This is a genomic window from Bacillus sp. CFBP9009, assembly GCF_036541465.1.
Lineage (GTDB): Bacteria > Bacillota > Bacilli > Bacillales > DSM-1321 > Peribacillus.
Genome location: NZ_JAZHFU010000001.1, coordinates 194,500 through 219,647, shown reverse-complemented (window position 1 = coordinate 219,647; position 25,148 = coordinate 194,500). Strand labels below are relative to the sequence as shown.

Here is a 25,148-nt window from a genome sequence, read left to right as displayed (position 1 = left end):
GAAAGCGCTAACAATAAAACACCAATCATAGGAGGAATTTAAATGAAAAAGTTTGGTTTAGCTACTCAAATTTTTATTGCACTTGTACTAGGTATCGTTGTCGGTGCTTTATTCCATGGTAATGAAACAGCCATGGCCATTATGGTACCTATCGGCGATATTTTCATTCATTTAATTAAAATGATTGTCATCCCGATTGTCATGGCTGCATTAGTAGTCTCCATAGCGGGAGTCGGCGATATAAAAAAACTAGGAAAATTAGGCGGGAAGACTCTTCTATATTTTGAGATTGTCACCACACTTGCCATTGTTATTGGATTACTGGCGGCAAACTTGTTCCATCCCGGGTCTGGTTTAGATACAAGCAATCTTGAAAAAAGTGATATTTCAAAATATGAAGAAACAACAAAGACGGCTGGAAGCAGTGGCTTTGGAGAAACAATTTCTCATATTGTTCCTCAAAATGTATTTGAATCAATGGCTCAAGCGGATTTATTACCGATTATCTTCTTTTCTGTTTTATTCGGCTTAGGTGTGGCTGCTATAGGCGAAAAAGGAAAGCCTATTCTTGGATTCTTTGAAGGTGTGTTGGAAGTAATGTTTTGGGTGACGAATCTAGTCATGAAATTTGCCCCCTTTGGTGTGTTTGCACTCATTGGTGTAACCGTTGCCAAATTTGGCATCGCAACATTAATTCCTTTAGGGAATCTAGTAGTTGCTGTTTATGTGACGATGATATTCTTCGTGTTCGTCATTCTTGGAATTATAGCGAAAATGTCTGGGACAAGCATTTTTGTTATCCTGAAAGTGTTAAAGGATGAACTGATTTTGGCATTTACAACAGCAAGTTCAGAGTCGGTATTACCAAGGCTTATGGACAAAATGGAGAAGTTTGGCTGCCCGAAATCCATTACTTCCTTTGTTATTCCAACAGGCTATACGTTTAATCTAGACGGCTCATCGATATATCAGGCACTTGCTTCACTTTTCGTAGCACAAATGTATGGTATTGATCTATCCATTACACAACAGATTACGTTGTTACTAGTATTGATGTTAACGTCAAAAGGAATGGCTGGCGTTCCAGGTGCGTCATTTGTTGTTGTTTTAACAACACTTGGTTCTATGGGACTGCCGGTGGAAGGTGTTGCGTTCATTGCCGGTATCGACCGAATTTTGGATATGGGAAGATCAGCGGTTAATGTCGTGGGGAACTCATTGGCGGCGATAGTCATGTCGAAGTGGGAAGGCGAATTTGACCAGGAAAAAGCAGACCATTACGTTGGTTCTATTAAACAATCAGACGTAGCATAAACTATAAAGGGGGAAACACGATGTCAACAATCCATATAAATCATAACGTACGTATTGAGAAAGATTTCTTGGGATCAAAACAAGTACCAGTTCATGTATACTATGTTATCCAAACATTGCGTGCAGTCGAAAACTTTCCGATTACAGGCTATCGCATTCATGAAGAATTGATTAGAGCGTTGGCTATCGTGAAAAAAGCAGCGGCTTTAGCAAATATGGACACTAAACGCTTGTACGATGGTCTTGGTAAAATGATCATTCAGGCAGCAGACGAAGTAATCGAAGGCAAATGGCATGATCATTTTATCGTGGATCCCATCCAGGGCGGTGCAGGTACATCAATGAATATGAACGCAAACGAAGTCATTGCTAACCGTGCACTCGAATTGCTTGGAAAAGAGAAAGGGGACTATGTTCAATTAAGTCCAAATAGCCATGTGAACATGTCACAATCAACAAACGATGTGTTCCCGAGTTCGATTCATATCGCCACTCTTATTTCACTCGAAAAATTGTTAAATACGATGGAATATATGCTTACTATCTTCAGGAAAAAGGCCCAACAATTTGACCATGTGATTAAAATGGGACGGACACACCTTCAAGATGCAGTACCCATCCGTCTTGGTCAAGAGTTTGAAGCATATAGCCGTGTAATAGAGCGTGATATTAAACGCATTCAACAATCACGCCAGCATTTATATGAAATAAATATGGGTGCAACAGCTGTGGGAACAGGATTAAATGCAGACCCTCGCTACATCGAAAGTGTTGTTGAACATTTGGCGGATATTAGCGGGCTTCCGCTTGTTGGGGCGGAGCATCTTGTTGATGCGACACAAAATACAGATGCTTATACAGAAGTCTCTGCTGCATTGAAAATATGTATGATGAATATGTCCAAAATCGCGAACGACCTACGTTTAATGGCCTCAGGTCCACGTGCGGGCCTTGCGGAAATTAACTTGCCGGCCCGTCAGCCAGGTTCATCCATCATGCCGGGAAAAGTCAATCCGGTCATGCCTGAAATGATCAATCAAGTAGCGTTCCAGGTTATTGGCAATGACCATACCATTTGCCTGGCATCTGAAGCGGGTCAGCTTGAACTGAACGTGATGGAACCTGTGCTTGTGTTCAACTTGCTTCAATCCATCAGCATTATGAACAATGCATTCCGTGCCTTTACAGACTACTGTCTGGTAGATATTGAAGCTAACGAAGACCGTCTAAAAGGGAATGTGGAAAAAAGCGTAGGGATTATCACTGCCGTTAATCCGCATATTGGATACGAAGTGGCAGCGCGTATCGCACGGGAAGCCATTTTAAAAGGAAAATCAGTACGTGAACTATGCCTGCAGTATGACGTGTTAACAGAGGAAGAGCTTGATCTTATTTTAAATCCTTACGAGATGACAAACCCTGGTATTTCTGGGGCAGAGCTGTTTGATCGATCGTAACTTCCGATTTTGATGGAATGGCAGAAGTGGTTGATTAATAACAAAAGTCTGGGGAATTGATATAAAAGCCCTCCTTTATAGAGAGGGCTTTTTTTGCTTTGCAGGATGAGTAAAAATAATAATCCAGTACCAAAAATGGATAGCCCCCAAATAAGGCTATCCAGCGTAATTCATTCTATTATAAATTACTTTACCTTTACCCCAGCTTTGATCAAGGTAGGCGGAGTTTCTCCCTGTAATCCTGCTACAAGGTTGGTTGCTGCCAGCATCGCCATTTTCTTGCGGGTTTCATATGTTGCGGAACCGATATGAGGCAAAGTGACGACATTCTTCATGGAAAGCAAAGGATTGTCCTCCTTGACGGGCTCCTGTACAAAGACATCCAGTCCTGCCGCGTGAATTTCACCGGTTTTAAGCGCAGTGATCAAGGCTTCTTCATCCACTGTTTTCCCTCTTGAACAATTGATGAAGATGGCGGACTCTTTCATGAGCTTGAATTCTTTTTCCCCCATCATTTTTTCAGTTTGGGGAGTTAGCGGTGTCATCAGGCAGACAAAATCAGATTGCTTTAACAGATCTTCCAGAGAACAGTATGTAGCTCCATACTTTTGTTCCGCTTCTTCATTTCTGGATCTGTTGTGATATAAGATGTTCATATCGAATCCAAAACGGGCCCTTTTTGAAACGGCAGAGCCTATTCCGCCCATGCCGATAATGCCTAATACTTTATGATGCACGTCCAACCCAAACGATTTTTCCCCGATGTTCGATATCCATTGCCCTGACTTTACCATTTGATCCAACTCTGGCATTCTTCTCGCTGTGGACAGCATCAAGCCCATAATCGTATCTGCGACCGTCTCATTCAATACCTCGGGAGTATTCGTAGCCATGATTCCTCGATTGGACAGCTCGGTTACATCCAAATTGTCGTAACCAACCGATGAATTACAGACGATTTTTAGTTGCGGTGCTTGATCCAGTAAAGCTTTATCCACTTTTAATCCTGAACCTAATATACCTTGTGCGTTCTTCAGCTCTTGAAGGAATTCAGAGTGATTTTGTGAGTCAAGACCTTCAAAATAAACAACATCACAAGTCTCTTGAATATATTGCAGCACTTCCTGATCCACTTTCTTATAAATGATTACTTTCGGTTTCATCACTGATACCTCACTTCCAATAAAGTAGGACCCCGTCGGGATCAAAAGTCGACATAACCTTTATGTTTTACGCCTCTATCTATAATCTACCATTATTTTAAAAAAAGGTAGTAGCTAATTGAACGGCGGACCAAACCGCTAAAACGGAAGCTAAAGTTAGAATAATATTTTCGAACCAATTGTTTTTATATTTTCCCATCAAGCTTTTTTTATTTGATAGCACCAGCATGCCAATTGCGATTACCGGAAAACCGATTATGTTTATTGCATTAACGCCAATTGTCAATGCAATGAAACCAGGCATGCCGGGAATGGACCAAATGATTGGCGTAACCAATACAAAAATCATTACCCATTTATACATTGGATCTTTTTCATATTTACCATTGTATTTTTCGCGACGATCCTTATTTATTACGTAAAAGGCATCTACAATCAATCTTGGAAAACCAGTTGACTTGCCTACTACACTTGCGAATAATACGCCAAAAACACCAAGATAGAAAATGTACCAGCCAAATTGTCCTAACGACATTTGTAATGCCATTGCCAAGTCATCGATCGTTTCCACATGAATTCCATTCGGTTTTAAAATTTCTGCTCCAACAACCCAAATGGCCAAGTTGATTACGATGCAAACTCCGATGGCAAACAGTAAATCATTTCTTTGAACCTTTAGATGACTTGGTTTCGTCCAGCCCTTTTCCCTCATGAAATATGGATGAACAAAGTTCGAAATCGAGCCTGCCACTGCACCGATAATTGAAACCGCTACCAATAATGCTCCATGAACGCCAGTATCACTTGGAATGCTAAAACCAACTGTTCCTTTAATGATTTGCCCCACATCAGGTGTAGCTTGAATGGCCAGGAACAAGAAAGCAATGGTCAATAATGCCAAAAGCACTTTCATTACACTTTCAATTCTATTATATATATTCCTGCCTATAAGCATAAAAACTAATCCTACAACTACCATGGAAGCTAAGAATGGCTGATTAACATGGAATAGGGTCGATAATACCTCTCCCGCTCCCTTAATCATATAGGCATTAAAAAGATGACCCATTATTAATGCATAACCAAACATGAAGTAACCGAAAAATGGGTGGATACGTCCATATCCTTCAAGTATGGTTAACCCCTCTGTGTTACAAAGCTGGAACCGGGCGATAACATTTACGATAAGAAAACGAAGGATTAATGACAGTGCTAAAATCCACATTAAACTATATCCATAATCTGCCCCGGCAACAGAAGAAGTCACCAGATCCCCGGCTCCAAGCCATGTTAAAACGGCAAGGATTCCCGGACCATAGGATGTTTTAAACTTCGTGATGAAATTTGGTTTCTTACTTACAACCTCAGGAACAATCACAGTAGATTCAGCAAGATTTGATTGATTTTTCATGTTATTCACTCCATCCCAAAGAGTATGTATTCGCTTTCATTTTTTCTAAAGCATTAATACTTTGATAACTCTGGACAATCAGATATTGAAATTATGACAGAGCTTTAGGTCATTTCCGGAATTGACCTAAAGTTTACGCTGCTGTATGTTGTCATGCTTCATGTTGAAGTGAATCAGATTTGTTAAAAAAGCTCCCCTTCCATTTAATTGAATGTTTTGACTATTTACATTGAAATTGTAAGACAAATTAAAATGTAAGTCAATCATAATATTTAGAAGTTTTTTTAAAAGCATAAAAAAAACTTTTGACCCTTCGTACTTGTTGACAAATTCAAAAGAATTGGCGTTGTTGCGGATTAGAAAAGACAGGATTGTTACTATATAAATAAGGATAAGTACAGCGTGCGAATAGATTAATGCTATCAGCGGATAATATAAGCGAAGGAGTGAAATATATGCCACAAGATAATAACAATGATCCATTTAATAATGCCGGGAACCTTGATAGAGACCCAACTAATAATCCCACTACTAATAATGATGACAACGATACAATTGACAGACCCGTAATGATTAATGATAGTTTGAACCCCGGATTTCAAAGAGAAGAACGTCCTATGCCTAATGGTAATATCCCAACAATAGAGGGAGTTGCAAACATTAAAGAACGTTTTCCTTCGGACCATGAGAGACTTATGAGCAGAATCAATCTTGGTGATGCACTTATAAATCGAGAAAATACGCATTTTGGACGGTTTGAAAGATAACACCCACGAGAAAAAAGCTAAAGACCTGTATAGGCTTTAGCTTCCGTTTTTTTAGTTTTGTACAAAAATGAACTTTCCTCTCCAGGCACTCGCTTTCCGCAGGCGGTCCGCCCTCGGCGCCTTTGCGCCTGCGGGGTCTCCCCTGGACTCGCTTTTCCCGCAGGAGTCTCGCACCTTCCGTTCCAATCAACTTTGTTTAAAAATTCAGATGGAACCCCTTTTGTCTACAAACTAAAGAGACCTTCCTATAAAAGGTCTCTTTGAATAATTCTTATTTTTCACAAGCGATAAAGTCTTTGTCGCGATCGCTTTTTTTATTGGCATCATAAAGCGCCTTTGAAACGTGAGGCTTGTATTTCGTTTTTCCTCCTTTATTTTTAACGGAAGATGTACGAGCTACGCCTCCTTTGTAGTCTTTATTTAATGCTGTACAGTTTTTATAAGTCTTCACCTTTGTTTTGGCACTGGCAACGTCATTCGCGCCAAACGAGAGACCTAAAACTAGTCCAAAAGATAGTAAAATAGCAAATACTCGTTTCAAAATATGTACTCCCTTTCCCAAAAATCACCTTTTTACTAATCGTAATGTATCATTCCATTTTTCACAATAACTATATTTGTATAGTTAGAGTTTTCTTAAATAAAACCCGCTCTCACTTTATCTAATCCTAAGAAAAGACCGCCAATTCGGCGGTCTTCATCTTATTATTCCTTCCCTTTCACCCTGTAATGGACCTCCCCGGGTTCTTTGCAAAAGGTGATTCCGCTTCCCGGTTCGTAATAAAAGGTCTTTTTGCCCAAGGAGCGTTCATGGAAGGTCGTATGCAGATAGGATGCTTGGTCCCTTTTGAAGGCGAGCTGATTTTTGCTTAAGTTTACAGGAAGGCAATGTCCATAGCTTGTGTGGACCAGCGTTTCTTTTTCGTTCATTTCCTCTAAGTCACGAATGTGGATGTAGGAAAACCAGACTCCTCCTCTTTTCCGGAATGAGCGGGAGGAGAACCAGACCATTCCCTGCTGGGCGTTTATGCAGACTGGCAGCCTGTATTTTCCGCCAAGCACGGATTTGGCTGCTGCAAGTCCGCCATCCAGATCCAACCCAAAGTAGTTTAACGTGTTATTCAGGATTTCCTGGCGCGGTTGGGCAACATGGAATGTGTTCTCTCCCTCCACTACCGTGGACATCTCCACACCATTGGAATCGTAACGCTCCATCAATCCCACCGTTTCCTTATTCAATAAATAGTTTTTTCGTATCATCCTTCCATTCACTCCCCATTTCCCTATTCATTTTTTTTGGAGTATACTGGATATAGAGGCAGGTATACTCCTGCTCCCAAGCCCTTAGGTGATGTCTTCCAGGACGTACTCATCTAGGGGTTTTTTGATTTCCGTCTATCGTCACTTTCATTTCTTGATATGTCATTCACCTCCATGCGACTATTATCCTATTTTATGAATTTTTTGTAAAATCCATCTAATTTTACCTCTTTCAAAATTCATTCCCTTTTGTGACTGCATCGCCTGTTTGATTGGCTGACTCTTTACAAAATCCCATCAAAGGTCTATACTTTCGAATTTCCTTTTAAAATCTGCTGTTCTAAATTGCTATTTTCTTGTTAATATGTGTCCAATTAGAGAACAAATAGTCAAAATTCATATAAAAGTGAAATAAAATGACATTTTTGTGAAATTTTAAGACCACAAAAAAAGTCTATCGTGATGATAGACTTTTTTCTTGGTTATTCTGCCATTTTTATTTCAATTGCTAAATTCCGTAGATAATCCAATAAGGGTCTTACTTCCTCTGGAGCGGTTATGTCAGTAAATGAGTAAGACTGCTTCTTTTCATCGGCTATATCCAGCTGGTATGAAAACGCGTCGAACCCTTGCGCTTTAGCTCCAGCCATTTTACTTTGGCTAGCATTAGGTAAGTCAGCTGCCTTCATTAGGTTCTGCAATTCCTCATTTTTCTCTTTCGGCAATTTCTCTGTATCTATCTGAAAATTCAAGTCGAGGTTGGCAAATCCCCCTATGCAGCTAAATTTGATATGCATGGTAGATGGAGCCTCCTATTCATGGAATATGACTACTCAGGCAGTCCAACCGCTTTAAAAGCATTTTCAATTGTCTTGATCGCTGTTTTCGTAACTTCTCCGCTATCAACAAGTTTTTGCGTTGCCTTGATGACAATTTGCACGAATTGATTGAAATTCGCCGTCGCAAATAAATTCTGCATCGCATTGAACCAGATCAAGGCCGCTTTGTCTGTTCCGATCTCCATCGATACTAGATAAAAGGCTTTGTTTGGTATGCCGCTATTGATATGGACACCATGATTATCGCGTTCTCCTTTATAGAAGTTCTTCATATGATCAGGCTGAATATCTTTACCCATTAACTTATTGTCAAATGCCGTACCTGGCGCTTTCATCGAACGGAGGGCCTGCCCTTTCAGTGTTGGTCCCATTATATCAGCACCGATTAGCCAATCGGCATCACCTGCTGTTTGCTTTAAGTGAAATTGTTTTATGGCAACTCCAAACACATCTGAAAGATGTTCGTTCAAAGCCCCGGACTGGCCTTCATACTCCAATCCACTTGTGAACTGCGTAACCCCATGTGTCAGTTCGTGTCCGATTACATCGAGTGAATTGGCAAAATTGCTAAAGATGACCCCATCGCCATCACCAAATACCATTTCATCTCCGTCCCAATAGGCATTCGTGAATTTATTCCCATAATGAACGTTCAGAATGAGATCAAGGCCTTGGTTATCAATTGAATTACGGTGCAAAACATCCTTGAAATAATCACGCACAACTCCGCTATAATCATATGCAGCGTTAACTACAGGATCTGCACTTGATCGATCTCCTTCTTTCCTAGCCTCATTCTCCCGGAGTTTCGTTCCCCCCCTGCAATCATAAACATGGCGGGCAGATTCACCATGACGACCAGATCCTGCATCCGTTAAAGCGACAACACCGTCAATATCGTATTCTTTCAAAATTCTGCGCCTGCGCATTTGACGGCTTTTCGCTAAACTGATCCGTGCTTCTTCCACTTCATTTTGTGCCAAAGTCTCAAGAATATAGTTAGGTACGATGAAACACTGACACTTCAATTTGGAACAATCTTTTTTGTGCATATCCGTCACTCCTTCATGTTTTTTTACGATCTATTACAGTTTCTTTTTTCAAAAGCTGCTTTTCTTAATGCTTTTGTCTTCAACATCGGTTCATTAGCAGTTTAAATCCGTTTACATGGTCACCTTGATGCTCTTCCTATTTTCAACACATTTCTATAGTGTACTTTCGCCGTAAATACCTCATTTCCCTCCATTTCTTACTGTTCTACTACTTGCTAACTCCTTCTTAGTCGAAATGGCATTTAATCTTTAACAAATACAAACTTCCTTTTTTTAAATGAATTTCATATTTTTCTCACAATTTTCTTTTATCATTTATATAGTAAATTTAATAGTACGACTCGGAGGTCCTGTTTAAATGGAAACTAAACAACCAAACACCTCTCTGTATAGAACAGTATGGAGATGGCATTTTTACGCTGGAATCATTTTTGCACCCTTACTTATTATTCTGGCAGTTACTGGCTCAATCTATTTATTTAAGCCGCAGATTGAACACTTGCTTTACCAAGACTACCAAGAGGTTACACCGCAAGGAGATAAATTACCCGCATCCCAGCAGATTGAGAGTGTGAAGGAACTTTACCCTGATGCAGTGGTGACAAAGTATCATCCCGGAGAAAGTGCCTCTCGTTCGAGCGAAGTAAGCATCACTGCTAATAATGAGTCTCTTACGATTTTCATAGACCCATATACAGGTAAATCTATTGGAAAGTTAAATGATGAAGACAGAATCATGGATAAAATCGAGGAAATTCATGGTGAACTGATGGCTGGCACCTTAGGAGATAGAATTGTAGAGTTAGCTGCGTGTTGGGCAGTTGTGTTAATTGTCTCTGGTCTTTATTTATGGTATCCAAAAAAGAAGCAAAGCCTTTCAGGTGTTCTTTTTCCAAGACTAAATAAAGGGAAGAATATTTTCAGAAGAGATTTACATGCAGTACCTGCCTTTTGGATAACTGCGGGTATGTTATTTTTAATTATGACAGGATTGCCTTGGTCAGGTTTTTGGGGAAGTAATTTTCAATCGTTAACTACCAATTCCGGATCTGGGTACCCTCCTTCCATATGGACAGGAAGTGCTCCAACATCCTTAATGAAAACAAAAGACATTGCAGATGTTCCTTGGGCAGCAGAAAATTTAGATGTACCCATCTCAGATATTCAAGGTTTTATCCCATTGTCCATTGATGATGTAGTTACGATAGCGAATCGTGAAGGTATGCATCCAAGTTATAGCATTAATATTCCACAAGAAAAAGATGGCGTTTATACATTGTCAGCTTTTCCACCGAAAGCACAAGATGAAGCGACTATACATATTGACCAATATTCCGGTGCAGTTCTAGCTGATTATCGTTATGATCATTACGGTTTAATAGGAAAAATAGTTGCTTGGGGAATTACCTTGCATAAAGGGACTCAATTTGGTTTGATTAACCAAATAATCAGCCTTCTTATATGCTTGGGAATCATGCTTGTTGCATTTAGTGGTTTTTATTTATGGTGGAAGCGAAAGCCGAAAAAAGGATTAGGTGCACCAAAAGCTCCTCAAATAAAGAACGTGAAATTCTTTCTATTTCTGTTAATAGGTCTTGGAATTTTGTTTCCTTTGGTTGGTTTGTCCCTTATTGTCATTTGGCTAATTGACTGGTTAATCATTAACAGAATATCTGCAATTAAGAAGTTTTTGAATGGATAATTCGAAATGTAAAGGGTGGCTTTTGCCGTGAAAAAAAATATATGTATTTCATTAATCTTTATTTTCAGCACATTGCTAAGTGCTTGTTCACTTGAAAAGGATGTCACTAATCTATACAAAGAAGAAACACCGCTTGAAGCTGAAATAATTATACCAGCATCCTTTTCAGCTAATACACAGGAGACCATAAAGGCCGTTCTTACTCAAGGTGGTAAAATGGTTGAAAACGCAGATTTTGTTCATTTTGAGATATGGAAACAGGATGGCTCGCTCAAATATAGTATGGAACAGGCTGAGGAAGAGGGAAACGGTACTTATTCTTTAAGTAAAAACTTTGATAGTGATGGCCTATACTATATAAAAGTACATGCTAGCAACGATGGTTCAATCATTATGCCTCAAAAACAGTTTATCGTAGGAAAACTGTCTGAAAGCGAATTGAAATTCTTGCAAAAAGGAATCCAAAAACAAGAAGAAAGTCATGAACATCATCATTAAAACATTTATTTAAAATCCGGTTTTCAATGGAAGACCGGATAATTTTATGGATATTTTTATGAATCTGAGAGAATGCATTTACAGTACCTCACCTTTGTTCATTAAATTATTCTGCTCGTGCTGCATATACTGCTTTAAACAATGAATCTTCCTCAGAACATAAACACCCTTTAAGGGAGGGCATAGCATTGGTAACTTCACAGGGAACTGCTTCAATTAGCTTTCCATTCCCATCTATATGGGGTATCCACTCTTCAATAGCTGGCAGAACGATTATTTGGGGCACACTTACCATTAACTCCATTATAGAAAATAGGGTGGTTGGTACGGTTAATTTTCGTGGCAGACCCATTCCGATTAATGGATTTTGGAATGAAAGCACCAAACAAATCGCATTTGATTCACCTTATGCCACTTTCACCGGCAACTTAACCATAATTGATGATCAACAGAGTAGAATTCGACATTTCATTCTTCAAGGACGTTTTCTTATGAAGCCTCCCTCTCTGCAAGCAGGTGAGTCCGGATCATGGATTGCCACTACTGATATAGCTCTGCATGAATTTCCTATTAGCGGTAATGCCTATACCGAGCAATTACCTCCTGTTGGAGCTTTTTTAACAACGAATATCCTTCATCAGCATCAGAATTTTTGGGGAAGAACAATATAGGGTAATCCTGTCTGTGTAGAAAGGGTGTTTAACATAAGGAATCGTCTCTGTATTTCATAGGGGCGATTCTTTTACTTAGAGGGATAAACAAAAGTCATATTGAACTGAAAGGTTGTCTGGGAATTTAAGGTTACATTGATTAAGGTTCGCAACACGTTGCTCCCTGGCGTTCAGCTGATCGCAATGCTTCCCCTGTTGGGTACCGTTTTGCCTATCTCACTAAGTAGATATATATATGAGATAGTTATTTTGGTAGATAAATTATAATTCCATTAACTTAAAATGAGTACAGATGGAATATAGATTGACAGCATTTGCACTGTACTTCATACTATTGTATTAACAGAAGTGACAGAATATTTAGTTAATTAGGAGGGTGAATCTATGAAAACATCAGTAATGACCATGGACCTACAATTATTAGCAGATGTTCTCAGGGAAAATAATTGTACAAGTTTAATAAATGCAATAGCAGAAAAGGATTTTCAAGTGGCTCAAATGCTTGATGTATTAATATTTGAGGATAAATGGGAGGATGGCATATGACTAAGCTCAGAATCCTTTTAACCATTCCTATATTGCTATATGGAATTTACGTATTTGTTGCCATTCAAAACGATAAGGATATTCCACTTTATTTGCATCTTCTATTCGCACTCTACTTGATGTTGTTTGTACATTATGAAGAAAAAACGGAGGTGAACCCCTGACAGATTTTTAGTTTAATAAACAAAGCCTAAAAAAGCCTCAACTCCTTAAAGGAATTGAGGCTTTCACTATTAATCATCTTTCTTCCGGTTCCAATTAGATAATACGAGTTGTAACGATGCCTTCGATTTGTTTGATTTTTTCTTCCAATCCAGGAATGATATCGCCGTTTACTTCACCGTCAATGTCGATGATCGTATAGGCATATCCCCCACGGCTTCTGTTAACCATGTCAGCGATGTTCAGATTAAAGCTTGATACAGCCAGCGTGATTTGCCCAACCATGTTCGGAACGTTTTCGTGGAAAGTTGCCACACGACGGTTTCCTGTATAAGGAAGGGAAGTGTTCGGGAAATTCACAGAGTTCTTGATGTTCCCTGTTTCTAAAAAGCTCTTCAACTGACGAGCTGCCATGATCGCACAGTTTTCCTCTGACTCTAGCGTAGAGGCACCAAGATGCGGAATTGGAACGACATTTTTCATTTTCAACACGTTTTCATTCGGGAAGTCTGTAATGAACTTGCCTACTTTTCCGCTTTCAAGTGCAGCTTGCATATCAGTTTCATTCACTAGCTCGCCGCGTGAGAAATTCAAGATATGTACGCCCGGCTTCATGATGCTGAATGTTTCTTGGTTGAACATTCCTCTTGTGTCGTCTGTTAATGGAACGTGTACTGTAATATAATCAGATTCTGCAAACAATTCTTCAATCGTCATGGCGCGCTGTACATTGCGTGACAAATTCCAAGCTGTATCAACAGAGATGAACGGGTCAAACCCAATGACATCCATGTCCAAATCAAGCGCATCATTCGCTACAAGTGCACCGATCGCTCCTAAACCGATTACGCCAAGAGTTTTTCCCTTGATTTCTTTACCAACGAATTGTTTCTTTCCTGCTTCAACAAGCTTTGGAATTTGTTCTCCTTCGCCTTCTAGTGTCTTTGTCCAAGCCACACCTGCAAAAAGGTTACGAGATGAAGCCATTAATGTCGTTAGCACCATTTCTTTTACAGCGTTTGCGTTAGCACCAGGTGTATTGAAAACGACAATTCCTTGCTCGGTACATTTGTCGACCGGAATATTATTGACTCCAGCCCCTGCCCTTGCGATTGCTTTTAACTGATCGCCGAATTCCATAGTATGCATGTTAAAGCTGCGAAGAACGATTGCATCAGGGTTTTCACTGTCATTATCAACCGTAAAATCCCCTTTGTTGAATACATTCAATCCGCTTTCGGCAATATTATTTAACGCCTTGATCGTTTTCACTTTTTCTAAAAGAATTGTGCTCATTTTGTTTGCTCCTCTTTTGAATATGATAGTTTTGAAATTTCAAAATACTGACTTTAAACCTTTACTATCTGTTAATATACAGAAAGAGGCAAGGGATAAAATCCCTTACCTCTGCCCAGGCGAACGGCTACGACACTATGTGTTCCCTCACGGTTATCCGTGTTTCGCCAGTTGCACATAGTCTTTTTCATTTATTTCATTCTATCAAACTATTCTGCAATCTTCAATATCAAATTATATGTTTATCCCTTTTTTTGCAGAAGTCACAACTCACCAGAAATATCGACGAAACTTACAGTTTTATCTGCGAAATTAGAAATATATCGACGAAATCTATAGTTTTATCTCCGAAAATAGGAATATATCGACGAAAACTCCAATCAAGCCTATATTATCTATGACGGTTCAATCTTTTTATTACAACTGTAAATAGTAATATGACTAAAAACAGCATGAAAATAATCATGAACGGAATGGTCGTTGTAAAAAGAGTGACCCATCCACTTGTCTCGTCTTCTGGCGTAACCTCAATTTTTTCTATATCATGTTCCTCTGCAGCATTATTCATTCTATCTAGTGAAATTTCACTATTTGGTACAGACGCGATAAAGTATTGATCCTTTTCATACCCTACCAGCCCACCTCTTATTTCATAAACACTTTTTTGTGGCTCTAACCCTAAAAATGCCACTTTCCCATCCTCTAAGGTTGTAAAAAATTCATCTTCAGTTAATTTCTCAGTCGGTTCTTTGTCATTATTAAAAACCAGCACAATCCCCAAGGTAACCAAGAAGATTAATAAATAAAATACTTTACTACGGAAAATCCGCTTCATCTCATACCTTCTTCCACATTATACAAACTATAGGAAATAGTAACATACAAAGTTAATTCTTGGAATATCCCGGGCCGATTAGTTGCAAAATGGATAATATTAGTAAAAGATAAGAAATATAGCAAACTTAAAAAAGGAGGAACTAATATGCTAATAAGACAGGCAACGGTTGCTGATGCGGAAGCTATAGCAATAGTCCATGTGGATTGCTGGCGAACTACTTATAAAGAAATAATGCCGAGTGATTTTTTAGATAATCTGTCTTATGAGAAAAGGAAAGATATATGGATAAAGAATATAAATAGAGATGAAAATTATGTTTATGTCGCAGAAAATAACGAAGGAAAAATAGTTGGATTTATAGATGGCGGGAAAAGGGATACGAATCAAGTTGAGAATTCTGGTGATTTAACTGCTATCTATATCCTCGAAAATTTTCAAAGAATGGGGATAGGTAAGAAACTCATCAAAGAATTATTTTTTAAATTCGAAGAACTGGGATTCAAGACAATTTTCGTTGAGGTGCTTGAAGATAATGAATCTCGATACTTCTATGAGGCATTTGGTGCTGAATTGCTTAAAACAGAAAAAATCAAAATGGCTGGCGCTGAATTGAATCTATTGGTTTATGAGTGGAAGGATATTAGCCCAGTATTGTTATGAATGAACTTCAGCTAAGATCGCTTACTAACACTAAAAAAGACACAGTCCTTCGTGAAGGATTGTGTCTTGCTTTTGGTTTAATTTTGGTTAAATCCGCTTTCGTCCATGTAAAATACTTCCCAAGAATGTCCGTCGATATCCAGAAAACTCCAACCATACATGAAACCATGATCAATGGCTTCGTTAAAAGGCTTTCCGCCAGCATCCAGTGCCCTATTCACGATCTCATCGACTTCTTCCTTACTTTTAACGGACAGGGCGACGATGGCTTCCGTACTCGCTGCAGAATCCGGGATTTCCTTCTTGGTAAACGTTTTAAAGTACTCTTCCACCAATAACATCACATATATGGACTCGCTGATAACCATGCATGTCGCATTTTCATTGGTCATTTGCTCGTTAAACTCAAAGCCGACCTTTGTGAAAAATTCTACTGAGGCATCCAAATCTTTAACAGGCAAGTTTACAAAGATCTTTTCTGCTTGAACTCCCATCCAATTCACCCTCGCTTGATTTATTTGTTCACTCACCTACTATTCGCTGCATTTTTCGATTATCCTGCTTGCAGCAGTGATTGCATTCACATTGAACAGATACAACCTTAGTCACGGGGAACATTCATAATTCACCTACTTAAAGTATTTCAAATATTAAACAGGCTGATTCAATTTTAAAACAACCTGGGAGTTTTACCTTAAGAAATTTCAAGAAGTATATGCCTCTCCCCTTGCTGCTTCAACATTGGATGGCGCATAAAAATTAAAATTCGTATACCAGATGGTTTCAAAACTAAAACACATTTTGTCTTTTTTGAAATAAAAACTATATAATTCCATGCTTTACTAAAATTAATTACTTTTAAGGAGGTATGCATATGAAAATTAGTATTAAAACATGAAGTATCCGGAAAATTTTCTTTACTGGTTTTGGTTTTGATTTCAGTTGTTTTACCAGGATTGATCCCAATCATTGCGTCCTCCGATAGCTAAGCAAACGCTCGAAGCACCACCTATTATGCAAGTAAGAGCAATCCTCGTTTTGCAAATGCAGCACAAGTTCAAAAAATAGATGGGAAACGAAAACATTACCCTATGGGATAGGTGGTTCATAGATGGTTACCATTCAGACATATATATCAAAAAATGGTTATGATGCAATAGTTGATAAACATGTATTAGCTAACGGGGATTTTATCCCAATCCATCACTCAAGCGCTAAGCAATTGGGAAATCAACAGCTATTTACTTCAAAAGGAACTTCCTTATACGGCACAGTCATTATATCTTATCAAAATCAATTTCTCTCGAGCTTTTATGATTGGGATGATGTTGACGGTATTTGGCTTTCAATTTTACAGGCAATGTATGATTGTTTAAATACCGGTATTGGCAACTTTGGCTTTTCCGAACGTTCTATGGATTGGCAAATGAAAAAGCTAATAGAAAAAAATCCAGCTATATTATTTACATGGTACCATGGTTTTGCAAGCCAAGAATGGAATGATATTCCTAAGAAATCCACACTAAGATTCCCTGAAAATCTGCTATTGAATAGTTTAATAGAAAAGGGAACCAAGTTTTTAAGATTTAGAAATGCTCTATATGATAGCGGTCCAAGCCAAAATATTAACCAGTTAATTAATGATCTTAAATCATTTAATAGTGATTTAGGGCATGTGCAATTGGAATAGCTCACTGTGCTAAGTGAAGCTGAAGTCTTGCAGATATAGTAAAACAGTCCTTGCCGGCATTCGCCAGTAAGGACTGTTTTTCATGTACTAGAAGGCACGAAGTCTGATGGTACCTTTTCTTTTATTTCAAATAAACACTCATAATCTGTGTTTCGTTAATTTTTGCTTGGGTACTATTTGTTTTTTCCAGTTTTTCAACTAGCTCGCCATTCGTGATAACAATCGGTGTTACGATGCTTGGAGCTTTTGATTTTAGAAAATCGATATCAAATGTAACAAGCTTGTCTCCTGCTTTTACATTTTGCCCTTCTGCAACATGGACTTCAAATCCCTCGCCTTTAAGGTTAACTGTTTCTAAGCCAATATGAATCAACAATTCTATGCCATTCTTCGTACGGAGGCCTAGAGCATGTTTAGTATGAAAAACCTGGATCACTTCTGCATCGATTGGAGATACGACCAACCCTTCCTCAGGAAGAATCGCTATTCCGTCCCCCATCATTTTCCCGGAAAACACCGGATCCGGAACATCTTCTATTTTTATTACTTGTCCGTTTATAGGAGCAAGCAGTTGTTCCACACTTTCTTTTTTACTGAATAATTTTTTGAACATATTATTTCCACCTTTCTCTTTCGGTCCTTAAATCCTTGCAGCTCATACTCTCATATATTAAGCATTTTGTGAATTCTGATAATAATCGATGTTATTTTTTCTTTTGAGATTTGCCTTCTGCTTTTTTCTTTTTGTTCGCTTCCACTCTAAATATAACCATCTCGGTTATTAATTCATAAGGAATTGGCTTGTTTAGTGGAAACTGAACGGCCCCTTTTGAACATTTATATTCAGATAAGGCAGATTCAAACGCAGAGATCGCGCTTGGAGTTGGATAGAATCCTATATGTTTTTTATAGGCAGCGAAATGCACCAGATTTCCATATAAAACAAAGGTAGGCATTTGATAGCTTATCTTTTCTTCTGCATCCGGTGCTGCATCCTTTATGACTTTTCTTAACGTTTTTAATATCTCCTGAACTTCTTCGGGAAATTGTATAATGTATTCATCAATTGAATGAAATGTATTGGTTCCCTCCATCTTTTCTCCCTTCTTAAATCCAAACTACAATACGCTTATTATAACATTCTCCCCCACCAACCCATGGATTGAATCCCTTTTGTATTTCGCTAACCTATATTTTTAAAAACTCTTCCATTCTATTCATTACACCTTCTAGCATGATAATCGTCCTTGAAGTATCGAAAGGTTCAATATCCAATGAATGATTTGCATGTGGGATTTTATCCATGCTTATATTCGTTTTACTTTCAATCGCTTGAATTTTACCTGGAATATAATGATGATCTTTTTCTCCTATAACTATATGTGCTGAATGATTGCTGCTCAATAACCCATCAAAAATCCAATCGAACTTCAATAGCGGCGTAAGCAAAATCATTTTGGCTTTCATAAACCGCTCACTTTTCATAATTCCGTTGATGATGGGTATGGTGCCAAGTGATTTGCCTAGAAATACTGTTCCTTTATATTCATGATTTTGAAGTACTTCCGTAATGACGGGATTGATATCATTAACGATCACTTTTGTAATATCTACCAATGGATGCTTGAAAATATCCTGGTCGTAAGCGTAATGAATATGTACGACATCATACTGATTTTGAAGCATGATCATCGTCGAATAATAGAATAACGGCTTCTCATACGTGTACCCCGCACCTGAAAACATAAAACAAACGGCAGGACTTCCGTTTTCAATATGTGTGTATGTAATTTCTTTTTCATTACTATTTATTTTTCTTTGGTTAACCTCCATGATAGATTCCTCCCATTCTTTCTTTTGCTCTTAGTATTCATTAGCTACCTGCTGAATTCCTCCTTGATCGATACTATCTAAACAGAATCCAAGAATTAGTTTCGTTTTTTATCAGAAATAGGTATACTTTAGCTATCAACCTATTTTATGGAAATTACTCTGATGATCGATCAATCCAGCCTTAAAGGAGAGTGTGTAATGAAAATCAAAGCGTTATGTTTCATTCTTGTCCTGCTAGTCACTGGTTCCATGAGTACGATTCATGCAAGTGCAAACGATCAAAAGGTGAAAGAACTGGATATCGGGGAGTCTTTCGATGGTGCGGAAGGCACGATGGTACTTCAAAACTTAAAAAATGATAAAGTATTTATCTATAATAAACAGAGAAGTAAGGTACGCTACACTCCAGAATCGACATTTAAAGTCGCGAATGCATTAATCGGCTTACAGACAAAAGCGGTAAGCGATGAATATGAAGTGAAGCGCTGGGATGGTGTAATCAGGGAATTTGAGGATTGGAACAGAAATCATACGCTGGCTTCAGCCATGAGGCATTCAGTGATCTGGTATTATCAAGCAATGGCCCGCGATATCGGTGCGGAAGATATGCAGCAATATGTGAACCTGATAGATTATGGCAATCATGATATCTCCGGGGGGATCGACCAGTTTTGGCTCGACAGCAGCATAAAGATTTCTGCCCGGGAACAAGTCCAATTCATCGAAAACCTTGTAGAAGAAAAACTGCCTATCGATAAGCTGCATATGAGAACCGTTAAGAGAATCATGATCAATGAAGAAGCAGACTCATATGTCCTCCATGGAAAAACCGGGACACGCCTTTCTGATATGGGATTGGGCTGGTATGTGGGTTACATCGAAACGGACAAAGGAAAATGGGCTTTCGCAACGAACATCGACGGCAGCGGAAGCAAAGCCAAAACGATTACTCTTGAAGCCCTGAAAGAGTTGGAGATCATAGAAGAATAAAAGTTCACGCATGCTCTTAATTCTTGGGCATGCGTTTTGCTTTATCTTAAAGGTATCTGAAAAACCTTTTAGCCTGTAGAAGAAAAGTTGACCCTAACTAAAAAAATGAAAGTACAAAGTAATCGATTTTAACTGTAATTCACCTGATTTGTCAGCACACCATTCAAAACTCTTCTAGACAAGCTCCTATATTCGTAATCATTTATACTCTTCCTTTCTTCTAACTTTGAAAAATGATAAATTATGAGTTTTTCTTTTTTTAATATCAATAGTTATTTGATGCATGTCCTCAATGTGCATCACATGTATGTTTGACGATACGTGTTTATTTGATATAGTTTTAAAATAGTAATTCAAGACTGACTAAATCTCTTAATTAATTTATGTGGGTCGCCGTCACTGTAGTGATTCCATCTAGAGCAATCCCTTCATAAACTCTTAAGACTAAATAAAGCAAAAATACTGCATCATAATAATGGAGCTAAGGATTATTTGTTTGTAACGTTTATATAAACTCTGCATGAAATAAAAAATGGGCCTTTAGCGAAAGGGGCACCTTCTGTGAAAACCATTCAAAGTCGCTTATTGTTAATGTTACTTCTTTTTATCATCTTACCGTATTTTCTATCAGTGTTTCTGATCTACAGCTATACAAAAAATAGTGTGGAGAGACATGAGCTTGAAAATAGCCAAGAACAACTTCAGAAAAACGCTGAAGAACTGCAGCAATACTTTGATGACATGATTAATCTTCCATATATATTATATCGAAATCCCGATTTATTCCGGATTTTTAAAAATGGTTTTGAAGACTCGATATATTTTAACCCGATTGCGATGGAAAAAAGTATAGAAACCTTTTATCTGATGCGAAACGAAATCCGTCAAGTACGGTTTTATATTGATAAGGATAAAGAATCGTTTACAGTTTATAATGCGACGGTCAGCGCCCGGAAACCTCAACCCGATTTATTAAATGAGGAACCGATAAAACAATTTTATAGCTCTGACTCCAATTACATGATTGAGCCGCCACATCAAATTCAAAATTACAATGACACAGCGATCATTCCCCAGTCGGACGACACAATGGTGATGACTTTTCACCATAAAATAGTCGATGTGCCTTCAAACGAATATCTCGGAATAATTACAATTGATATAGATTTGGATGCCTATGCCCGTATATGTAACAGCCTTGTTCAAAAGGATGAAGAATCTGTCATACTTATGGATTCACATAACAATGTCATGTATGCAAATGATCGGTCCCTTATAGGAAAATCCGTTACTCCTGATTTTAAAAAGCAGATTACGGGTGAAGATATTATCTTAACCAAAACATTATCAGGAACACTAAATCATTGGAAATTAGTTAAGATAACCCCTAATCATGTATTATTCGATGATGTGCGGAAGACTGCCTATACAAATATAATTGTTGGACTAATAGTCGGCTTGTTAGGGCTATTAATGATTGGTATTATTTCATACAGAATTACTCGTCCCATTAAACTTCTTAGCAAGAAAGTGAGAACAATAAAAGGTGGAAATATGGATGTCCCCTTTGACGATGGAAGAAAAGACGAAATTGGTGAGCTGGAAAAACATATGAAGGATATGATGAACCGAATCAATCTACACATTGAAAGAGAATATAAACTCGAAATAGAAAATAGAAAAAACCAATTCAGAGCATTAAAATCTCAGGTTAATCCGCATTTCTTATTTAATTCGTTACAATCTATTGGTGCAGTTGCCCTAAGATCTAATTCTCCAAGAGTTTACCATTTATTGACGTCACTATCTAAAATGATGCGCTACTCCATTAAGGCAAACCAATGGGTGTTGGTTCGAGATGAAATGAATTATATAGAAGCATACCTAAACCTTCAAATGGAGCGTTTTGGAGACAATGTGAACTATTCTATTAAAATAAGCGAGACGATCCTTGATATGACGATTCCAAGTATGATTCTTCAGCCCCTCGTTGAAAACTTTTTTAAACACAGTTTTGAAGAAGGTTTCTATCATGCTCATTTAACTATTCATGGAGAAATACAAGGAGAATTTTTACACCTCATCGTTGAAAATTCGGGTCCTAGTTTGACTCAGGCGGAGCTTCGAATATTAAGAGAAAATATATACGCGTCCCCACATGAAAGCACATATTCAAATAATCATATCGGTCTGAAAAATATTTATGATCGTTTAGTTCTAAATTATGGATCAAAAGCAGGTCTGGAAGTGGATACGTATCAAGGACAAGGATTTTCCGTTAAAATAGTGATTCCACTAGAATTTCCGCTTGCTAATGAATAGATTGCTTCGTAGCTATTCAAAAACGGACACTTTAACTCATTCATATAAGGAGATGAAATCTGTGAAAGCTTTAATTGTCGATGATGAGTTCAATGTACGTGACGTAATACGCCATTTGGGGCAGTGGGAAAAATACGGTATCACCCAACTATTAGAAGCAAGTAATGGCGATGATGCAAAAAGAATGATAGAGAAGGAAAGTCCGGAAATCATCTTTACAGACGTGAAAATGCCTGGAATGAGCGGTATCGAACTAATCGAGTGGCTAGATTCCATTTCTTATCCTGGTAAAGTGATTTTAATTTCGGGTTTTGACGACTATTCATTTATGCGTAAAGCAATTCAGTTTAGCAGCTTCGATTATTTGTTGAAACCGATTGAAGCTGATGCATTTAACAAAACACTGGAAGAAGCCGTTAAATCATGGGCGAATGAAGAGGAAGTTCGTGCTAATGAAGATACCGGTGTATATGAAGATGTTAAAAGGTTTCGGAGTAATCAATTAGTTACTGCCGCTTGTATGGGGGAACACTTCGACAAAAACGATATTGAGTCATATCTTCCAAAAGCAGGCGGATACACCCTTACATTAATTTCCTTTTACCAAATGCACCATCCTGCCCCCTACATTCAGTTACTCGCTGACGAACTTGTTGAGCGGAAAATCGGAAATGTATTTGCGCTTCAGAATGATCATAATCTTTGTCTAGTGATCACCATACCTGACCATTGGTTATCCGTTGAAGAATGGATAAGTCATCAATTTGATATTCCTGTTCGCCTTGTTTGTGGCGAGCCCTTGGAATCATTGGGGGATATCCACAATTCCTTTAAGTCATTACAAAAAGCAATGAAAAATCAAAACTTCAGATCCATCCACCGTTTGGATGACTTGGATGTTGCACGTCGCATAGAGGATATAGTTTCATATGTTGAAAAATATTACATGGAAGAATTGAGTTTAGAAAAACTATCGAATGTATTCTTCTTAAGTCGCGAACATATCTCAAGAAAGTTCAAACAAAAAACCGGAATGCTCCTGTCCAAATACATCACTAAACTAAGAACTGACCAAGCAAAACGCTGGTTAAGAGAAACCGAAAAAAGTATTTACTCCATCTCTTTAATGCTCGGCTATCAGGATGAGAAATACTTTTCAAAACTATTCAAAAAAGTGGTTGGCATGACACCATTCGAGTACCGAAACGGTGAAAAGAATGCAGATCAGAAGTAAATAATTCACCTTAATTAGAAAATTACAGGGGTGACATGATGAAAAAAGAGATACTAAACATATTTTTAATCGGAATATTGAGCCTATCACTTTGTGCATGTCAAACAAAGACCGAGAGCGGAACAAAAAAACCGGAAATTTCAGAGCGAAAAATCACTTTGAATGTAAGGAATCCGAAAGTTGAAATTTCTACGCAGTTCGAACAAATGGTGATTGCTTATGAAAAAGAAAATCCAAATGTAGATATAAAGGTTCACACGGTTGGCGGGGCTATGGATAACCTTGCTGATTTGAAAGCAAAAATGGCCACTGGCAATGGTCCTGATATTTTCACAAACAGCGGATACGAAAATGCCAAACAGTGGAGTGAATATTTAGAGGATCTTTCTGACCAACCCTGGGTTGAACATGCATATGAAGATGCGTTAACCCCTATGAAATTCGATGGGAAAATTCATGGGATGCCGATTAATCTGGAAGGGTACGGATTCATCTATAATAAGGATATATTTAATAAGGAAGGAATCGATGAATTACCCAAAACGCTGACTGAATTAATAGCAGTGGCGGAAAAATTGCAAAAAGCAGGGGTTACTCCTTTTGCAACTGGATATTATGAAGAGTGGAAATTGGGTGACCACTTAATGAATGTCGGTTTTACAGAACAAGAAGATCCACCGGCTTTTATAAAAGGCCTAAATGCTGGAACTGAAACAATATATAATAATCAAAAATTCAATGATCTAATCAATTTGTTGGATGTAACATTAAAGTATGGAAACAATAACCCGCTAACAACAGATTACAACATGGAAGTGAATCTATTCACTTCAGAAAATGCAGCGATTATTCAACAAGGAAACTGGATACAGCCGATGATCGATCAACAATCACCGAATATGAACATCGGATTTATGCCAATACCAATAAATGATCAACCTAAGAAGGAAGCCTTGATGGTCGGCGTACCGAATTATTGGGTTGTAAACAAACAAACCACACCAGAAAAGAAGAAAGAAGCGAAGAGATTTTTAAATTGGATGGTTTCTTCCGAACAAGGCAAAATGTTTTTGACAGAACGCTTTAAATTCATTCCTGCTTTCACTAACATTGAAGCTGACAATTTAGGACCTCTTGCTGATGAAACAATTCAGTATTATAAAGAAGGAAAAACGTTATACTCAAACTGGTATGATTTCCCTGTTGGAATAAGAGAAGAATTTGGAGCTGCCATGCAACTATATGTAGGAAACAAGCTTAATCGTACTCAATTACTGCACGAGTTTCAGAGGTCATGGGAAAGGGCTTCCAGCGAATAAAATAGGACTTCTGAACACTTCTTGCCTCCTTTGTTGAGGCATTTTTTTATGTCGAAAACTACGATATCAATATAAGACTAAATTCTAATCAATATATGACATATCCATAGAATTAAGACTAACC

At 38.1% G+C, this 25,148-nt stretch carries 27 protein-coding genes and 1 riboswitch; of the genes, 14 read left to right on the top strand and 13 right to left on the bottom strand.

The annotated features are described in order from the left end of the window. The first annotated feature begins 42 nt into the window (after positions 1 to 42). Positions 43 to 1,314, top strand: a complete 1,272-nt coding sequence (locus V3595_RS01190) for a cation:dicarboxylate symporter family transporter (RefSeq protein ID WP_485905071.1) — start codon at positions 43 to 45, stop codon at positions 1,312 to 1,314. 20 nt (positions 1,315 to 1,334) lie between these two features. After that, the gene (gene aspA / locus V3595_RS01185) at positions 1,335 to 2,771 is read left to right on the top strand and encodes an aspartate ammonia-lyase (protein ID WP_485905069.1); all 1,437 of its coding nucleotides are present in this window, start codon (positions 1,335 to 1,337) and stop codon (positions 2,769 to 2,771) included. A gap of 185 nt (positions 2,772 to 2,956) precedes the next feature. On the opposite strand, the gene V3595_RS01180 is transcribed toward aspA, so the two are convergent. Together V3595_RS01180 and V3595_RS01175 are read right to left on the bottom strand one after the other, a co-directional pair. Continuing rightward, positions 2,957 to 3,934, bottom strand: coding sequence for a 2-hydroxyacid dehydrogenase (locus V3595_RS01180; protein ID WP_485905067.1), 978 nt, complete (start codon positions 3,932 to 3,934; stop codon positions 2,957 to 2,959). A 97-nt stretch (positions 3,935 to 4,031) separates the two neighbouring features. Then, a complete protein-coding gene (locus tag V3595_RS01175; RefSeq protein WP_485905066.1) occupies positions 4,032 to 5,345 on the bottom strand; it encodes an Nramp family divalent metal transporter in 1,314 nt (437 codons plus the stop codon). A gap of 455 nt (positions 5,346 to 5,800) precedes the next feature. On the opposite strand from V3595_RS01175, the gene V3595_RS01170 reads away from it, so the two are divergent. Further along, complete coding sequence (locus tag V3595_RS01170) at positions 5,801 to 6,112, top strand: hypothetical protein (RefSeq protein ID WP_485905064.1); 312 nt, start codon at positions 5,801 to 5,803, stop codon at positions 6,110 to 6,112. 271 nt (positions 6,113 to 6,383) lie between these two features. Here V3595_RS01170 and V3595_RS01165 read toward each other — a convergent pair whose 3' ends face one another. The 4 genes from V3595_RS01165 to V3595_RS01150 form a co-directional block, all read right to left on the bottom strand. Continuing rightward, positions 6,384 to 6,653, bottom strand: coding sequence for an excalibur calcium-binding domain-containing protein (locus V3595_RS01165; protein WP_053536199.1), 270 nt, complete (start codon positions 6,651 to 6,653; stop codon positions 6,384 to 6,386). Positions 6,654 to 6,817: 164 nt separating this feature from the next. Next, positions 6,818 to 7,372, bottom strand: coding sequence for a competence protein ComK (locus tag V3595_RS01160; RefSeq protein WP_485905062.1), 555 nt, complete (start codon positions 7,370 to 7,372; stop codon positions 6,818 to 6,820). A 482-nt stretch (positions 7,373 to 7,854) separates the two neighbouring features. Beyond that, positions 7,855 to 8,169, bottom strand: coding sequence for a protealysin inhibitor emfourin (locus V3595_RS01155; protein WP_485905061.1), 315 nt, complete (start codon positions 8,167 to 8,169; stop codon positions 7,855 to 7,857). Between the two features lie 32 nt (positions 8,170 to 8,201). Beyond that, on the bottom strand, positions 8,202 to 9,263 hold the full coding sequence (locus tag V3595_RS01150; RefSeq protein WP_485905060.1) for a M4 family metallopeptidase: 1,062 nt from the start codon (positions 9,261 to 9,263) through the stop codon (positions 8,202 to 8,204). A 358-nt stretch (positions 9,264 to 9,621) separates the two neighbouring features. Between V3595_RS01150 and V3595_RS01145 the strand changes: the two genes are divergently transcribed. The 5 genes from V3595_RS01145 (at position 9,622) to V3595_RS01125 (ending at position 12,844) form a co-directional block, all read left to right on the top strand. Beyond that, positions 9,622 to 10,965, top strand: a complete 1,344-nt coding sequence (locus V3595_RS01145; RefSeq protein WP_485905058.1) for a PepSY-associated TM helix domain-containing protein — start codon at positions 9,622 to 9,624, stop codon at positions 10,963 to 10,965. Positions 10,966 to 10,992: 27 nt separating this feature from the next. Beyond that, positions 10,993 to 11,463: a FixH family protein gene (locus V3595_RS01140; protein ID WP_485905056.1), complete on the top strand. Its 471-nt coding sequence runs from the start codon at positions 10,993 to 10,995 to the stop codon at positions 11,461 to 11,463. Positions 11,464 to 11,651: 188 nt separating this feature from the next. Beyond that, positions 11,652 to 12,134: a hypothetical protein gene (locus V3595_RS01135; protein WP_485905054.1), complete on the top strand. Its 483-nt coding sequence runs from the start codon at positions 11,652 to 11,654 to the stop codon at positions 12,132 to 12,134. A gap of 384 nt (positions 12,135 to 12,518) precedes the next feature. After that, positions 12,519 to 12,680: a hypothetical protein gene (locus V3595_RS01130; protein WP_485905052.1), complete on the top strand. Its 162-nt coding sequence runs from the start codon at positions 12,519 to 12,521 to the stop codon at positions 12,678 to 12,680. Beyond that, positions 12,677 to 12,844 carry a hypothetical protein gene (locus V3595_RS01125; RefSeq protein WP_485905050.1) on the top strand — a complete coding sequence of 56 codons (168 nt, stop codon included), beginning with the start codon at positions 12,677 to 12,679 and terminating at the stop codon, positions 12,842 to 12,844. The genes V3595_RS01130 and V3595_RS01125 overlap by 4 nt, the downstream gene beginning before the upstream one ends. 94 nt (positions 12,845 to 12,938) lie before the next feature. On the opposite strand, the gene V3595_RS01120 is transcribed toward V3595_RS01125, so the two are convergent. Next, complete coding sequence (locus tag V3595_RS01120; RefSeq protein ID WP_402899302.1) at positions 12,939 to 14,138, bottom strand: phosphoglycerate dehydrogenase; 1,200 nt, start codon at positions 14,136 to 14,138, stop codon at positions 12,939 to 12,941. Positions 14,139 to 14,244: 106 nt separating this feature from the next. Beyond that, positions 14,245 to 14,323: riboswitch (ZMP/ZTP riboswitch) on the bottom strand. Between the two features lie 206 nt (positions 14,324 to 14,529). After that, on the bottom strand, positions 14,530 to 14,973 hold the full coding sequence (locus V3595_RS01115) for an ATP-dependent metallopeptidase FtsH/Yme1/Tma family protein (protein ID WP_485905048.1): 444 nt from the start codon (positions 14,971 to 14,973) through the stop codon (positions 14,530 to 14,532). A gap of 147 nt (positions 14,974 to 15,120) precedes the next feature. Between V3595_RS01115 and V3595_RS01110 the strand changes: the two genes are divergently transcribed. Then, the gene (locus V3595_RS01110; protein WP_485905046.1) at positions 15,121 to 15,636 is read left to right on the top strand and encodes a GNAT family N-acetyltransferase; all 516 of its coding nucleotides are present in this window, start codon (positions 15,121 to 15,123) and stop codon (positions 15,634 to 15,636) included. Positions 15,637 to 15,713: 77 nt separating this feature from the next. Here the strand turns inward: V3595_RS01110 and V3595_RS01105 are convergent, their stop codons facing one another. Both V3595_RS01105 and V3595_RS01100 read right to left on the bottom strand, forming a co-directional pair. Next, complete coding sequence (locus tag V3595_RS01105; protein ID WP_485905681.1) at positions 15,714 to 16,130, bottom strand: VOC family protein; 417 nt, start codon at positions 16,128 to 16,130, stop codon at positions 15,714 to 15,716. A gap of 200 nt (positions 16,131 to 16,330) precedes the next feature. Further along, positions 16,331 to 16,606: a hypothetical protein gene (locus V3595_RS01100; RefSeq protein ID WP_485905045.1), complete on the bottom strand. Its 276-nt coding sequence runs from the start codon at positions 16,604 to 16,606 to the stop codon at positions 16,331 to 16,333. A 141-nt stretch (positions 16,607 to 16,747) separates the two neighbouring features. On the opposite strand from V3595_RS01100, the gene V3595_RS01095 reads away from it, so the two are divergent. Beyond that, positions 16,748 to 17,326, top strand: coding sequence for a hypothetical protein (locus V3595_RS01095; RefSeq protein WP_485905043.1), 579 nt, complete (start codon positions 16,748 to 16,750; stop codon positions 17,324 to 17,326). A gap of 121 nt (positions 17,327 to 17,447) precedes the next feature. Here the strand turns inward: V3595_RS01095 and V3595_RS01090 are convergent, their stop codons facing one another. From V3595_RS01090 to V3595_RS01080, 3 genes are all read right to left on the bottom strand, one after another. Then, on the bottom strand, positions 17,448 to 17,939 hold the full coding sequence (locus V3595_RS01090) for a PTS sugar transporter subunit IIA (RefSeq protein WP_485905041.1): 492 nt from the start codon (positions 17,937 to 17,939) through the stop codon (positions 17,448 to 17,450). 91 nt (positions 17,940 to 18,030) lie between these two features. After that, positions 18,031 to 18,420, bottom strand: a complete 390-nt coding sequence (locus tag V3595_RS01085; protein WP_485905040.1) for an iron chaperone — start codon at positions 18,418 to 18,420, stop codon at positions 18,031 to 18,033. 94 nt (positions 18,421 to 18,514) lie between these two features. After that, positions 18,515 to 19,159 carry an alpha/beta hydrolase gene (locus tag V3595_RS01080; protein ID WP_485905038.1) on the bottom strand — a complete coding sequence of 215 codons (645 nt, stop codon included), beginning with the start codon at positions 19,157 to 19,159 and terminating at the stop codon, positions 18,515 to 18,517. A 198-nt stretch (positions 19,160 to 19,357) separates the two neighbouring features. Here V3595_RS01080 and blaOXA point away from each other — a divergent pair, with 198 nt between their 5' ends. The 4 genes from blaOXA to V3595_RS01060 all read left to right on the top strand — a co-directional run bounded on the left by blaOXA (position 19,358) and on the right by V3595_RS01060 (position 25,024). Continuing rightward, on the top strand, positions 19,358 to 20,149 hold the full coding sequence (gene blaOXA / locus V3595_RS01075) for a class D beta-lactamase (RefSeq protein WP_485905036.1): 792 nt from the start codon (positions 19,358 to 19,360) through the stop codon (positions 20,147 to 20,149). Between the two features lie 561 nt (positions 20,150 to 20,710). Continuing rightward, on the top strand, positions 20,711 to 22,471 hold the full coding sequence (locus V3595_RS01070; protein WP_485905034.1) for a cache domain-containing sensor histidine kinase: 1,761 nt from the start codon (positions 20,711 to 20,713) through the stop codon (positions 22,469 to 22,471). A 61-nt stretch (positions 22,472 to 22,532) separates the two neighbouring features. Then, on the top strand, positions 22,533 to 23,705 hold the full coding sequence (locus tag V3595_RS01065; protein ID WP_485905033.1) for a response regulator transcription factor: 1,173 nt from the start codon (positions 22,533 to 22,535) through the stop codon (positions 23,703 to 23,705). Between the two features lie 38 nt (positions 23,706 to 23,743). Continuing rightward, complete coding sequence (locus V3595_RS01060; protein ID WP_485905031.1) at positions 23,744 to 25,024, top strand: ABC transporter substrate-binding protein; 1,281 nt, start codon at positions 23,744 to 23,746, stop codon at positions 25,022 to 25,024. Positions 25,025 to 25,148: the final 124 nt, after the last annotated feature.

Excerpts from the sequence above, each read along its gene's own strand:
- V3595_RS01190 (WP_485905071.1), top strand. The coding sequence starts at position 43 with ATGAAAAAGTTTGGTTTAGCTACTCAAATTTTTATTGCACTTGTACTA.
- aspA (WP_485905069.1), top strand. The coding sequence starts at position 1,335 with ATGTCAACAATCCATATAAATCATAACGTACGTATTGAGAAAGATTTC.
- V3595_RS01180 (WP_485905067.1), bottom strand. The coding sequence starts at position 3,934 with ATGAAACCGAAAGTAATCATTTATAAGAAAGTGGATCAGGAAGTGCTG.
- V3595_RS01175 (WP_485905066.1), bottom strand. The coding sequence starts at position 5,345 with ATGAAAAATCAATCAAATCTTGCTGAATCTACTGTGATTGTTCCTGAG.
- V3595_RS01170 (WP_485905064.1), top strand. The coding sequence starts at position 5,801 with ATGCCACAAGATAATAACAATGATCCATTTAATAATGCCGGGAACCTT.
- V3595_RS01160 (WP_485905062.1), bottom strand. The coding sequence starts at position 7,372 with ATGATACGAAAAAACTATTTATTGAATAAGGAAACGGTGGGATTGATG.
- V3595_RS01155 (WP_485905061.1), bottom strand. The coding sequence starts at position 8,169 with ATGCATATCAAATTTAGCTGCATAGGGGGATTTGCCAACCTCGACTTG.
- V3595_RS01150 (WP_485905060.1), bottom strand. The coding sequence starts at position 9,263 with ATGCACAAAAAAGATTGTTCCAAATTGAAGTGTCAGTGTTTCATCGTA.
- V3595_RS01145 (WP_485905058.1), top strand. The coding sequence starts at position 9,622 with ATGGAAACTAAACAACCAAACACCTCTCTGTATAGAACAGTATGGAGA.
- V3595_RS01130 (WP_485905052.1), top strand. The coding sequence starts at position 12,519 with ATGAAAACATCAGTAATGACCATGGACCTACAATTATTAGCAGATGTT.
- V3595_RS01125 (WP_485905050.1), top strand. The coding sequence starts at position 12,677 with ATGACTAAGCTCAGAATCCTTTTAACCATTCCTATATTGCTATATGGA.
- V3595_RS01120 (WP_402899302.1), bottom strand. The coding sequence starts at position 14,138 with ATGAGCACAATTCTTTTAGAAAAAGTGAAAACGATCAAGGCGTTAAAT.
- V3595_RS01115 (WP_485905048.1), bottom strand. The coding sequence starts at position 14,973 with ATGAAGCGGATTTTCCGTAGTAAAGTATTTTATTTATTAATCTTCTTG.
- V3595_RS01110 (WP_485905046.1), top strand. The coding sequence starts at position 15,121 with ATGCTAATAAGACAGGCAACGGTTGCTGATGCGGAAGCTATAGCAATA.
- V3595_RS01105 (WP_485905681.1), bottom strand. The coding sequence starts at position 16,130 with ATGGGAGTTCAAGCAGAAAAGATCTTTGTAAACTTGCCTGTTAAAGAT.
- V3595_RS01100 (WP_485905045.1), bottom strand. The coding sequence starts at position 16,606 with ATGATTGGGATCAATCCTGGTAAAACAACTGAAATCAAAACCAAAACC.
- V3595_RS01095 (WP_485905043.1), top strand. The coding sequence starts at position 16,748 with ATGGTTACCATTCAGACATATATATCAAAAAATGGTTATGATGCAATA.
- V3595_RS01090 (WP_485905041.1), bottom strand. The coding sequence starts at position 17,939 with ATGTTCAAAAAATTATTCAGTAAAAAAGAAAGTGTGGAACAACTGCTT.
- V3595_RS01085 (WP_485905040.1), bottom strand. The coding sequence starts at position 18,420 with ATGGAGGGAACCAATACATTTCATTCAATTGATGAATACATTATACAA.
- V3595_RS01080 (WP_485905038.1), bottom strand. The coding sequence starts at position 19,159 with ATGGAGGTTAACCAAAGAAAAATAAATAGTAATGAAAAAGAAATTACA.
- blaOXA (WP_485905036.1), top strand. The coding sequence starts at position 19,358 with ATGAAAATCAAAGCGTTATGTTTCATTCTTGTCCTGCTAGTCACTGGT.
- V3595_RS01060 (WP_485905031.1), top strand. The coding sequence starts at position 23,744 with ATGAAAAAAGAGATACTAAACATATTTTTAATCGGAATATTGAGCCTA.